The sequence below is a fragment of the Cobetia sp. UCD-24C genome, from assembly GCF_001306765.1.
In the GTDB taxonomy this organism is placed as follows: domain Bacteria; phylum Pseudomonadota; class Gammaproteobacteria; order Pseudomonadales; family Halomonadaceae; genus Cobetia; species Cobetia amphilecti.
This window is the reverse complement of record NZ_LJTD01000008.1, coordinates 140,311-152,956: the sequence shown is the minus strand read 5'-3', so window position 1 is coordinate 152,956 and position 12,646 is coordinate 140,311. Positions and strand designations below refer to the sequence as shown.

Sequence of the window (12,646 nt, the reverse complement as noted above, 5' to 3'; positions counted from 1 at the left end):
GCTGGTGCAGGGCGCGAGATCGACGAAGCGACACCCCGGATGTCACACAGCGTCACCATTTGTCACCTCAATAACCCCGCAAACTGCGCGCGCTTCCTCTCAGGGCAATACGGAGCGATTCAGCCCTGCCATATGCTGGGCAAGCCACCGTGACACTGGTCTGCCTCGTTCACGCTGCAAGCCTTCATGACAAGAAGATCCCAATAGAATCAATCACCTGAGATAGATGTGATAATCGAGTTCTTGCAAGTTTTTGGGAGGCGGTGTGGCGGTGGTGTATATCAGTTCCATCAGCCGACAGCGCCTGGTTGAGAGACATTGCGTACGCTGAATACCGCCAATCCGGCTTCACGCCACCTAGCGATAAACAGACACCATCAGCAGTAGAAAAGCCGACAGGATAGGCGGTGATTCTTCACTGCGTGCAGTCTCTGCACTTGATTGGTGCGCCTAGCGTTCTGCGACCAAAGTTGCGCCTCAGAGGCCCTCCACGAGGGCCTGCAGAGTCGATACTGCGCTGTAAAATCCCCAAACGCTGCGCTGAAAACACGTGAAAGACTTTCCAGCGCCGGTGACTGCCAGGTCTGATTCCATTCAATGGACGCCAAACCCTAGGTGATCAGAACCGACGAAGGGTTGCCGAGGAGGCAAGCAAGGATATTGCAAAAAGGGACAGTAACAGGGAGGGAGACAAAGAGCAGAAAGCAGACCCAGTTAGGCGCGATCGCGCACGCGAGGCCTGAAACGCGACGCGCCTCCCGGGTGGGAGGCGCGTCGGAGGGCGCTGATGTTGCTACCGGCATCCTGCGGCACCGGCAGCTGGATCAGGTCGGCCTGATCAGTCCTGCTGCGGCAAAGGCTCGATGCGGTCCACACGATACAGCTGCGGCACCTGTGACAGGTTGCTGATGGTGCAATCGAGGTTGTTCACTCGACCATCGGACAGGCCGTAGACCCAGCCGTGCACTTCCAGCTTCTGACCGCGCTCCCAGGCACGCTGCAGGATCTTGGTTCTGGCCAGGTTCTGCACCTGAGAGCGGACATTGAGTTCGCACATGCGGTCGACCTGCTCATCCAGCGGCAGGTCCTTGAGCTCGTCATAGTGCAGGTTGTAGAGCTCACGCAGGGTGTGCAGCCAGTAGTCGACCATGCCATTGTCACCGCCGGTGATCGAGGCACGCACGCCACCACAACCGTAATGGCCGACGATCATGATGTGCTCGACCTTCAGGACATCGACAGCGTACTGGATCACCGACAACGCGTTCATGTCGTTGTAGTGGATCAGGTTGGCGACATTGCGATGAACGAAGACTTCGCCGGGCGGCAGGTCGATGATCTGGTTGGCCGGTACGCGGGAATCCGAGCAGCCGATCCACAGAAAGTCAGGATTCTGCTGGTCCGATAGGCGCTTGAAGAACTCAGGGTCGCGCTCGGTCATGGATTCAGCCCAGACCTTGTTTTGCTCAAGCAGCTTTTCGATATTGCTCATGGCAGGGAGACCACTTTTCAAATGACGGGGGCAGGGGACGGTTGTCGCACAGGGGCGTTGGCCGTGGTGCCTCTCGGGCGCAGAGCCTCTTGGCTCAGGCCCATGAGGCAGGCATTCACGGCAGCGTCAGGCAAGACGTCAGAGCGCTAATGCTACGAGCGACAGTGTTACGAGCAACAATGTTACGCGCCCGCAGAGCGCTTCGCCAATGACGGTGCTAGCCCCTGTGCCAGCACGTTGTAACTTTTGTCTAACATGCTTGTTGGACATATTTACCGTGTCAGAGGCCACAGGGTCAACCTGAAGGCCGATACGCGGGTAACCGTGCCCAGCGACACGGGACTCCCGAGGCCGCGCGAGTCCTGATACCATGTGGCCAATTCATCAAGGAGATTCCCGTGACCGATCAGACCCATCAGCCTGCGACAGGCCAGTTTGACTTCGACCTGTTCGTCATTGGTGCCGGCTCCGGCGGCGTTCGCGCTGCCCGGACCGCCGCCGCGACCGGCGCCCGCGTTGCCGTGGCAGAAGACCGCTACCTCGGCGGTACCTGTGTCAATGTCGGTTGCGTGCCCAAGAAGCTCTACTCCTACGCTGCCCACTATCATGACTCCTTCAAGGACAGCGCCGGCTTCGGTTGGGATCTGGGCGACGCCCCGCGCTTTGACTGGGCGACCCTGCGTGATCGCAAGACCGCCGAGATCTCTCGTCTGAACGGCATCTATCGCAATCTGCTCAACAATTCCGGCGCCACGCTGATCGAAGGCCGTGCCAGCATCGCCGATGCCAACACCGTCGTCGTCAATGGCGAGCGTCACACTGCGGCCAAGATTCTGGTCGCCACCGGTGGCTGGCCGTTCCTGCCGGACTTCCCGGGTCGTGAACATGCGCTGGATTCCAACCGCATCTTCGATCTGGAAAGCTTCCCGAAGCGCTTCTTCGTCATCGGTGGTGGCTATATCGCCGTCGAGTTCGCCAGCATCTTCAATGGTCTGGGTGCCGAGACGCATCTGAGCTATCGCGGCGACCTGTTCCTGCGCGGCTTCGACAACGAAGTGCGCGAGTTCACGCGTGACGAGATGGCCAAGAAGGGCGTCAACCTGCACTTCAACACCACGGTCGAGTCCATCGACAAGCAGGGCGACGTCTACAGCGTGCGCCTGAGCGATGGCCAGGTGCTGGAAGTGGACTGCATCCTCGCTGCCACCGGTCGCAAGCCGAACATCGAAGGCCTGGGGCTGGAGAATGTCGATGTGGCGCTGAATGTCGATGGCACCGTGCGCGTCAACGAGCGCTTCGAGACCACCACCCCGTCCATCCTCGCGCTGGGCGACATCATCGGCGGTCCGGAACTGACGCCGGTGGCACTTGAAGAAGCCATGCACCTGGTACGTGCGCACTTCGGCGACGGCGTCGTGGGTGGTCTGGACTACGACAGCATCGCGACAGCGGTATTCTGTCATCCGAACATCGGTACCGTCGGCCTCAGCGAGGAAGCGGCGCGCGAGAAGTTCGACAGCATCCGCGTCTACACCGCTGACTTCCGTCCGCTCAAGCACACCCTGTCCGGCAGCGATGAGCGCAGCCTGATGAAGCTGATCGTCGATGACGCCAGCGACAAGGTCGTCGGCGTGCACATGGTCGGTGATGAAGCGGGTGAGATCATGCAGGGCATCGGCATCGCCGTGCGTGCCGGCCTGACCAAGGCCGACTTCGACCTGACCGTGGGCATTCACCCGACGGCAGCGGAAGAGTTCGTCACCATGCGCAGTGTCACGCGCACCTGACAAGCCAGTCGCAAAGACGGTTCGTCGAAATGACTGAGCTTCGAAAAGACTGAACGTCGAAACAGAACATCGAAAACAGAACGCCCCACGGCCTTGCCGTGGGGCGTTTTTGCATGCGTCTTCTGCGTGCTCCCAGGCGCAAATCAACTGCGAAAGGGGAGCCATGGTTACTGAGTAACGGTGCAGGTTACACAGTCAGCAGCAGCGACTATCTCAATCCGCGCTGAAAGTTGCACGCAATGAGGAAGTGGCAATCCTCGATAGGCGAGGGACAAGTCGCTGTCTGCGCAGTTCACTGCCAACACCTACACCTTTCGTAGCATAAAGCATGACAAGCTGGTACTCGCGCACTTCAGCTATGCTAGTCTCAGTGCAGCGTTATGCACCTCAAATTACTGAAATATCAGCCATGTGGCAGTGGATAAGCCTGAAAATCGGCCTGTTTCACACGCGATACAAGCAAGGGTCTGGCAGGTATCGAGGTGCACGACGGCAAGACCAATAACAAGCCAGCAAAGGGAGTTTCAACATGACCATGATCAAGAAGTCGCTGACAGCGGCGGTCGCGACCGCAGGTCTTGGCCTGATGGGGATCTCCGGAGGCGCCAGCGCCGCCGAGCAGACCTTCGTAACCATCGGCACCGGCGGTGTAACAGGCGTTTACTATCCGGCTGGTGGTGCAATCTGCCGCTTGGTCAACCGTGGCAAGGCCGAACACGGCATTCGCTGCAGCGTCGAGTCCACGGGCGGTTCGGGCTACAACCTGAACAGCATCCGTACCGGCGAGCTGGACATGGGCGTTGCCCAGTCTGACGCGCATTACAATGCCTATGAAGGCAAGGGCGATTTCGAAGACTTCGGCCCGAACAAGGACCTGCGTTCACTGTTCTCCCTGCACCCGGAACCGTTCACCGTCGTCGCTCGCAAGGACAGCGGCGTGACCGAGTTCGACCAGCTGGAAGGCAAGCGCATGAACATCGGCAACCCGGGTTCCGGTCAGCGCTCGACCATCGACACTCTGCTGTCCTCGCAGGACAAGGACACCAGCGTGTATTCCGTGGCCTCCGAGCTCAAGGCCTCCGAGATGTCTTCCGCACTGTGTGACAACAAGATCGACGGTTACGTCTACGTCGTGGGTCACCCGTCCGGCTCCATCAAGGAAGCGACCACCACCTGTGACGCGAATATCGTCAATGTCACCGGCGACGCCGTCACCAAGCTGGTCGAAGAGAAGCCTTACTTCTCCGTCGCGACCATCCCGGGTGGCATGTACCGCGGCAACGATGACGACGTGACCACCTTCGGTGTCCGCGCAACCATCGTCTCCAGTGCCGAAGTCGAAGACCGCGTCGCCTACGAAGTGGTCAAGGCCGTGTTCGACAACTTCGATCAGTTCCAGCGCCTGCACCCGGCGTTCCAGGTCCTGAAGAAGGAAGAGATGGTCAATGCTTCCCTGACGGCGCCGCTGCACGATGGCGCCAAGCAGTACTACAAGGAAGCTGGCCTGCTGAGCGAGTGATATGCCCTGCGCGCCTCGCCTGCGAGGCGCCGTGCATGAACGCTCACCCTGCGCTCAGGGATCCGAGCACAGGGAGCACAGGGAATTCCCGGAGACCGCACTCGTTGCGGTCTCCGTGCTTGTGGAAAGTCTGCATTCCCGGGCGGCCACTCAGGTCGAGCAGGAAAAGGCCAACCAGGAAAAGGCCGAGCAGGGAAAGCACAGCAGAGACACCCGCCGTCAGCGCGCCGCCAGGACTTGCCTGCGAGTGGCAAGTGGCGTGACGGCAGCCGCAGCATGGACAAGCGTGACCAGGCAAGGTCTCACGCTCGTCACGAGCCTAGCTCGCTGCCCGTTCAAGGAATCGTTCAGGAAATTTACGCCCTGAACGGGTGAATCAATGGAAACATCTGTCAGGCCGGACATACTGAAGACGTAACCAGCTTGATAAGCATGTGGTTGAGCAGGGCCTTCTGGTCGAGCAAGAAGGTGACCTGTCAGCCATCGCCTGACTCGCGTACCGGATCACAAAAAATGACCAAAACCCAAACTGCAGCAACGTCTCAGGCGCCAGACGCCGAGACGCATCATGATGCTGAAGTCCTCGAGATGCTGGAGTCGGAAACCGGCGGCCGTCATCCCGTGGGCTTCGTGGGCCGCCACTTCATGTGGCTGATTCCACTGGCATGGTCGTTGTTCCAGCTTTATCACGCCTCGCCGCTGTCACTGCTCAATTCCGACACCGCGCGCGCCGTGCATCTCTGTTTTGCTATCTCGTTGGCCTTCGTGGCGTACCCGGCCTACAAGGGTGCTCCCGCCAATCGCATTCCCCTCTATGACTGGGCCCTGGCGATCTTCGCCGTGGCGGGTGTCGCCTATGTGCTGATCTTCAGTGATGAACTGGCACGTCGCGCTGGCGCCTATACCACCGTGGACCTGGTGTTCTCGGGAATCGGCCTGGTCCTGCTGCTGGAAGCCACGCGTCGCGCACTCGGGCCGCCCCTTGCGGTCGTCGCCAGCGTCTTTCTACTCTACAGCCTGTTCGGCGCCTACATGCCCGATGTCATCGCGCATGCCGGGGCCAGCCTCAACAAGCTGCTCGGCCACCAGTGGCTGACCACGGAAGGGGTATTCGGGGTCGCGCTCGGCGTTTCCACCGACTTCGTGTTCCTGTTCGTGCTGTTCGGTGCCTTGCTGGAACGTGCTGGCGCCGGCAACTACTTCATCCGCATGGCCTTCTCCATGCTCGGCCACATGCGGGGCGGACCGGCCAAGGCCGCCGTCGTCGCCTCTGGCCTGTCCGGCATCATCTCCGGCTCCTCCATCGCCAACGTCGTCACCACCGGCACCTTCACCATCCCGCTGATGAAGAAGGTCGGCTTCCCGGCCACCAAGGCGGGCGCCGTGGAAGTGGCTGCGTCCACCAATGGCCAGCTGACGCCGCCGATCATGGGCGCCGCGGCCTTCCTGATGGTCGAATATGTCGGCATTCCTTACCTTGACGTCATCAAGCATGCCTTGCTGCCGGCATTGATCTCCTACATCGCCCTGATCTACATCGTGCACCTGGAAGCGTGCAAGGCCGGCATGGAAGGCCTCAAGCGCACCCAGAAGACCAGCATGATCGCGACCTTGCTGACCTTCCTGACCGTCTTCATTGGCATGGGGATACTCACGCTGGTCGTCTACTACGGCATCGGCTGGATCAAGACCCTGGCGGGGGATGGCGCGGTCTGGATCGTGCTGCCGCTGCTGCTGGCTTCCTATGTGGCACTGATCGCCTATTCGGCACGCTTCCCGGAGCTTGGGGAAGGCGACATCGATGAACTGCCGCCGGTCGGCCCGACCGTCAAGGTCGGTCTCTACTTCCTGTTGCCGGTCGTGGTACTGGTGTGGTGCCTGACCGTCGAACGCATGTCACCGGGGCTATCGGCCTTCTGGGCCGTGCTGTTCATGATCTTCATCACCGTGACCCAGCGTCCGCTGGTGGCCATCTTCCGCAAGGAAGGCAATGTCGGCGGCGCCGCACAACGCGGTGGCGAAGACCTCTTCCATGGCCTAGTGATCGGTGCCAAGAACATGATCGGCATCGGTGTGGCCACCGCGGCGGCAGGTATCGTCGTGGGCACCGTGACCCTGACCGGGCTGGGCCTCAAGATGACCGCCTTCGTCGAGTTCATCTCGGCCGGCAACCTGATGCTGATCCTGATCTTCACCGCCGTGATCAGCCTTATCCTGGGCATGGGCCTGCCGACGACTGCCAACTACATCGTCGTCTCGACGCTGATGGCACCTGTCATCGTCAATCTGGGCGCGGAAAACGGCCTGATCGTGCCGCTGATCGCCGTGCACCTGTTCGTGTTCTACTTCGGGATATTGGCCGATGACACGCCACCGGTGGGGCTAGCCGCCTTCGCGGCGGCCGCGATCGCCAAGGCAGACCCGATCAAGACCGGTATCCAGGGTTTCACCTACGATATCCGCACCGCGATCCTGCCGTTCATGTTCATCTTCAATACCAACCTGTTGCTGATGAACATCGACAGCTACTGGCACCTGGCGATCACGGTGGCCTCGGCCGTCGCGGCGATGCTGGTCTTCGCGGCGGCGACGCAAGGCTACTGGCTGACGCGTACGCGCTGGTACGAGACCATCGGTCTGCTGCTGATCACCTTCACGTTGTTCCGTCCGGGCTACTGGTGGGACATGATCTATCCGCCGACCACCATGGCCGCGCCGCAGCAGATCGAGACGCTGATCGCCGAAGCGCCGGTGGACAGCAAGCTGCCGATTCACGTCTCGGGCATCAATCTGGACGGCGACGAGGTCTCCAAGACCGTGTTGCTGCCGGTCTCTGACGCCGAGAGTGGCGAAGCCCGTCTGACCGATGTCGGCCTGACGCTGGATATCAGCGACGAGCAGGTACTGGTCAGCATGATCGAGTACGGCAGCGTGGCACAGCAGGCCGGCATCGATTTCGACTACACCATCGATGGCATCCAGCAGACGGCTGAGCGTCCGCCGAAGGAAATCGCCATGCTGCCGGCACTGGCATTGCTGTGGCTGATCGGCTTCCTGCAGGTACGTCGACGTCGTCAGCACCCCGCTGTTGCCTGACGCCGCAGCGCTATCCGCTCGACAAGATAGCGTTTCAGCGCCAACCCTCACGGCGGATGCCGTGAGGGGATAAACAAAAGCCGCCCCCGAGATGCTCGGTGGGCGGCTTTTTCATGCCTGCGGCGCTGTCTTATACCTGAGGCGCTGACTTTGCGTGCGGCGCGGCTGGCTCTCTCTGCTACAGGTTGGCGCTGCTCAGCATGATGCTGTCAGGCGCCAGGCAAGAGGGCATTTCATGAGGGAGCAACAGTATGCGCCTGCCTTGCGTGACCTGTCTGCAAGGCTAGCGTGAAATATGAACGCGTTTTTGCAACACGATCGACATATTCATCATGCTAGCTTCAAGGGGCACACTCCAACGGAAGGCATGTCGCCAATGGTAAGAGTCGAGAAGCAGTCCCGTCGTCTGTACGTCCTCGATACCAACGTGCTGATTCACGACCCCTCAGCCCTGTTCCAGTTTGACGAGCATGATGTCGTCATCCCGATGACGGTGCTGGAGGAGCTGGACAAGCACAAGAATGGCAACAAGGAGATTGCCCATACCGCCCGCCAGATCAGCCGCACGCTGTCCGATCTCACCGCGGATGTCACACCTCAGGAAATCCTGCGTGGAATTCCGCTCCCGCCTTCCATGAATGGCGCGGGCAACCTTCACTTCCTCTCCGGCCATGTCGATCAGAGCGACGCCTGCGCCGACAATCGTATTCTCGCCGAGACTCGCAGCCTGTCTGCACGCTGTCAGGACGCCTCGGTCATCCTGGTGACCAAGGACATCAACCTACGCATCAAGGCCGCCGCCCTGGGCATGGCGGTGGAAGACTATCTAACGGATCGCGCCTTCACCGACAGCGACGCCATGATCGAGGGCGTCAAGCTCTTTCATGAGGCCGGCCACGACGGCCAGGGCGTCTGGGACGACATGCAGGTCGATGTCACCGTCACGCGCGAGCACCATCGCACCTTCTATGAGCTGTCAGGCCAGATGCCCAAGGACTGGTACCCGGGCATGCTGATCGCGGATTGTGATGGGGATGATGGCGCCAGCTTCGAGGCCATCGTGCGCGAGCTGGAGCACGACTATGCACGCCTGGAAGTGCTGCAGAACTATCGCAACGAGCGCAGCGCCTGGGGGGTGAATGCCCATGACAGTCGCCAGAACTTCGCCCTCAACCTGCTGATGGACGACAGCGTCGACATGGTGTCGATCGCGGGCAGTGCAGGCACCGGCAAGACTTACATGACGCTGGCTGCCGCGTTCGAGCAGACACTGGAGAAGAAGCGTTTCGAGCGCATCATCTTCACCCGCGCGCCGATCGCGATGGGCGAAGAGATCGGCTTTCTGCCCGGCACCGAAGAAGAGAAGATGTCGCCGTGGATGGGAGCCTTCCATGACAACATGGACAACCTGCTGCGCAAGGAGGGAGAAGGCACCAGCGCCTGGAACGAGGAGGCCACGCGCGCCTGGATCGGCAATCGTGTCCAGATTCGTTCACCATCCTTCATGCGTGGCCGCACGCTGAGCGATACCTTCCTGATCATCGATGAAGCCCAGAACCTGACGCCCAAGCAGCTCAAGGGCCTGCTGACACGGGCGGGCGCCAACACCAAGGTGGTACTGCTGGGCAATGTGGGCCAGATAGACACTCCCTATCTGACCGCCAACACCTGCGGCCTGGCGGTGGCAGTGCAGCGCTTCAGCTCGTGGCCGCATGCCAGTCACGTGACACTCAAGTGTGTCGAGCGCTCACGTCTGGCGCTGGTCGCGGAAGAGCTGCTGTGAGATGTTCGCCACACTTTTGACAACCTGGTTCACCCGATGGCGTCGCCATCACGACACTGACGGTTTTGATATCTCAACAGCACTGACAAAAAACGCCGCCCATCAGGGCGGCGTTTTCGTGTGCATTGCATCACGTCAGTCATGGAGATCATCACGCCGCAAGTGCGTGGCGATCACTCGGCAAGGCTTTCAGCATACGAAGGGCGGCAAGGGCGCAAAGGCCAGGCGTTCCTTGAGCAGCTTGTTCTCATGCGTCAGCTGCCCCAGCTGGGCCTCCAGGCGTGAGTATTCCGCCGAGGAGTGCTCCAGCTGCGCGCGCATGTCCTTGAGCTCCGTCTCGCGCTGCTGGCGAGCCGAGCTCTCCTCAAAGCGGCGACGCTCTTCTTCCTGCAGCTGCTTGCGTTGCTCGGCTGCCTGGGCATCGAGACGCTCGACGCGCTTCTCGAGCTGCTCCTGACGGCGTCGATGCTGCTTGTCGAGCTCGCTCTTCTCGAGGCGCGCATCATCCAGCATCTTCATCAGGCGCGTTTCACTGGCCTCATGGCGCGCCTCTTCCTGTGCGAGGCGCTCCTTCCACTCGCTTTCCTGCGCCTGAATCGCCTGCTGATGGCGCTCGTGGTCCACTTCGCGCGTGCGCTCCATGGCCGCGATGTCTTCCTGGGCCAGGGACAGACGCTTTTCGAGCTTGTCCTGCAGCTGCTGCCAATGCTCCTGCTCATTGGTCAACGTCGCCAAGGCCTGCACACGCTCTTCAAGGCGCGCCTGCACCTGGGCCAATTGCTCGGACAGGGCGCTGAGACGCTGTTCGGCATCTTCCGCGCGGCGCTGTGCCTGCGCTTCGGCCTCACGCGCCTCGACGGTCTGCTTGTCCGCTTCCTGGCGATAGTGCACCAGGCTTTCATTGGCCAGTGACTGCGCCTCCTTCCAGACCGTGGCCAGGGTCTCGGTGAGACTGTCAGGCATGGCCTGACTCAGCGGTTCGTCACGTTTCTCGGCGCGCCGCTGGCGCCAGTCACGCAGGTGATCGCTGATGGTGGTGAAGCTGCCGGTCCCCAGCACTTCACGAATCTTCTGCACGCTCGGGGCCTCGCCCCGTGCCATCAGTGACTCGATGGCTCGTTGTACATCCTCGTACTGGACGCCAGTGCGCGCCATGGGAATCTCCGTCCGTAGTCCGTCATTGATACGTCGTCAGTCGTTGCTGCTTGACCGCCATTACGCCACGAAGCGCGGCCAACTACCACTCTCCAGCACGCGCTCTCGTACACGTAAAGGCAGCGGATGGACCACACCATCTGACGAGAGCAATACCTTGGATGCCGCTCGCCTTCTTCTGCCATCAGTCCACCCCCAGCCTGGTGCCCATCTTAGCGATGTTTTTTGACAAGATAAAGATAATTACATATTACGTAATGCGTAATTTACGATACAGGAGGACTTATAAATTCATGATTACGCGCCTTATCTTGAATTATCATGGCCATAACGTCACAATCAGCCCCGAGGACAGGGCAAGCCTGGATAGAACAGAGAAGGACAGAGCAGGAAAGGGCAGACAAGAGAAGGACAGGGGCGCCACAGAGCGGCGCACGCCTGTTATGACACGCCGACGGGCGATATACAGCCGAGAGGCAGCAACGGGAGTTGATCGGTGGAAGAAAGCACACATGACGGCATCACGGCGCTGGTCGGGCATCTGGAGGGCGAGCTATCCAGAGCGCAGCAGCATGCCCAGCTAACGACCACTGATGATCGCTCACTGATTCGCGCCCGGACGGATGTCGAGGCCGTGGCCTCTTGGCTCAACGAATATCGCCACAGCGCTCAGACGCTTCGTGCCTATCGCAAGGAAGCGGAGCGCCTGCTGCTATGGCTCAAGGCCGAGGGAGAGCAGGGCAGAGGATCTGCCCTGACCAGTCTGGATCGCGAACGCCTTGAGCACTTCGAGGCGTTTCTGGCCGACCCTCAGCCTGCAGAGGTCTGGATCGGCAGCGTGCGCGCCCGCAAGCATCCGCAGTGGCGACCCTTTCGCGGCCCGCTGGCCCCCGCCAGCCGCCGTCAGAGCCTGGTGATTCTACAGGGCATGTATGCCTGGCTGATCGAGGCTGGCTACCTGTCACGCAACCCGTTCCGCCTGATGCGCGACAAGCGCCGGATGGACAACCGCACGCTGCGCATCGAACGCTATCTCGAGCGCCCCTTGTGGGACTGGCTGTGGGGGCGTATCGAAGCGCATTGCGAGGAGCTGACACCGGTCGGCGCTTCACCTGAGGACGGAGTGTCCCGCGAGCGCTTCATGGCCGAGCGCCAGCGCTTTCTGTTCGCATTCGCCTATCTGATGGCGCCCCGCATCGCGGAAATGGCCGCCGCGAGGATGGGCGATATCGTCAAGCGGGAAGGTCAGTGGTGGTGGCGGGTGATAGGCAAGGGCGCCAAGCTAGCCGAGATTCCGTTGCCGCCGCCGATGCTCGAGGCGTTGGTTCGCTGGCGACGCCTGCGCGGGCTCAGTGATCTGCCGCAGGCACTGCCCACCGATGAGTCGCTGCCGTTGCTGGCACGTCTGGATGGCACGACACCGCTCGGCGACAACCAGCTCTACCGCTTGATCAAGCAGGCTTTTTCCCAGGCCGCCAACGACATGCGCCAGCGAATCCAGAGCCCCGGCGATGCCAGCGAGCTGATGGCACGCACCCTCGATCAGGCAAGCCCTCACTGGCTGCGCCACACCGCGATCACCCATCAGGCACAGGCCGGGGTAGAGCTGCGCTTTCTGTCGCGCTCCGCCAGACACTCGCGACTGGATACAACATCTCGCTACCTGCACGCCGAGGACAGCGAGTGGCAGCAGCAGATGACCAGACATTCGCTGGCGACGCCAGGCCATCCGCCTGAGGCGCCAGAGCACGACCAATGAGCGTTGTCACACACGCTCAGGCCCGAAGGCGCCGTGCGTCCGGCGAGGTCAGGCG

At 61.0% G+C, this 12,646-nt stretch carries 7 protein-coding genes; 5 read left to right on the top strand and 2 right to left on the bottom strand.

Annotation, left to right across the window (positions count from 1 at the left end; translation table 11 throughout):
- Nucleotides 1-838 precede the first annotated feature (838 nt).
- A complete protein-coding gene (gene can / locus AOG28_RS12690) occupies nucleotides 839-1,492 on the bottom strand; it encodes a carbonate dehydratase (protein WP_043334249.1) in 654 nt (217 codons plus the stop codon).
- 398 nt (nucleotides 1,493-1,890) lie between these two features.
- Between can and gorA the strand changes: the two genes are divergently transcribed.
- The 4 genes from gorA to AOG28_RS12665 all read left to right on the top strand — a co-directional run bounded on the left by gorA (nucleotide 1,891) and on the right by AOG28_RS12665 (nucleotide 9,677).
- A complete protein-coding gene (gene gorA / locus AOG28_RS12685; RefSeq protein ID WP_043334248.1) occupies nucleotides 1,891-3,279 on the top strand; it encodes a glutathione-disulfide reductase in 1,389 nt (462 codons plus the stop codon).
- Nucleotides 3,280-3,814: 535 nt separating this feature from the next.
- Nucleotides 3,815-4,798 carry a TAXI family TRAP transporter solute-binding subunit gene (locus AOG28_RS12680; protein WP_215824541.1) on the top strand — a complete coding sequence of 328 codons (984 nt, stop codon included), beginning with the start codon at nucleotides 3,815-3,817 and terminating at the stop codon, nucleotides 4,796-4,798.
- A 513-nt stretch (nucleotides 4,799-5,311) separates the two neighbouring features.
- Complete coding sequence (locus tag AOG28_RS12670; protein WP_054556667.1) at nucleotides 5,312-7,894, top strand: TRAP transporter permease; 2,583 nt, start codon at nucleotides 5,312-5,314, stop codon at nucleotides 7,892-7,894.
- Between the two features lie 376 nt (nucleotides 7,895-8,270).
- A complete protein-coding gene (locus AOG28_RS12665) occupies nucleotides 8,271-9,677 on the top strand; it encodes a PhoH family protein (protein WP_043334244.1) in 1,407 nt (468 codons plus the stop codon).
- Between the two features lie 189 nt (nucleotides 9,678-9,866).
- On the opposite strand, the gene AOG28_RS12660 is transcribed toward AOG28_RS12665, so the two are convergent.
- Nucleotides 9,867-10,832 (bottom strand): DNA-binding protein, encoded by a 966-nt coding sequence (locus tag AOG28_RS12660; protein WP_054556666.1) that lies wholly within the window; start codon nucleotides 10,830-10,832, stop codon nucleotides 9,867-9,869.
- 496 nt (nucleotides 10,833-11,328) lie between these two features.
- On the opposite strand from AOG28_RS12660, the gene AOG28_RS12655 reads away from it, so the two are divergent.
- A complete protein-coding gene (locus tag AOG28_RS12655) occupies nucleotides 11,329-12,591 on the top strand; it encodes a tyrosine-type recombinase/integrase (RefSeq protein WP_082388764.1) in 1,263 nt (420 codons plus the stop codon).
- Nucleotides 12,592-12,646: the final 55 nt, after the last annotated feature.

Bases quoted from the DNA above. Each gene is read 5' to 3' on its own strand.
- AOG28_RS12665 (WP_043334244.1), top strand. From the start codon at position 8,271: ATGGTAAGAGTCGAGAAGCAGTCCCGTCGTCTGTACGTCCTCGATACC.
- can (WP_043334249.1), bottom strand. From the start codon at position 1,492: ATGAGCAATATCGAAAAGCTGCTTGAGCAAAACAAGGTCTGGGCTGAA.
- AOG28_RS12680 (WP_215824541.1), top strand. From the start codon at position 3,815: ATGATCAAGAAGTCGCTGACAGCGGCGGTCGCGACCGCAGGTCTTGGC.
- AOG28_RS12670 (WP_054556667.1), top strand. From the start codon at position 5,312: ATGACCAAAACCCAAACTGCAGCAACGTCTCAGGCGCCAGACGCCGAG.
- AOG28_RS12660 (WP_054556666.1), bottom strand. From the start codon at position 10,832: ATGGCGCGCACTGGCGTCCAGTACGAGGATGTACAACGAGCCATCGAG.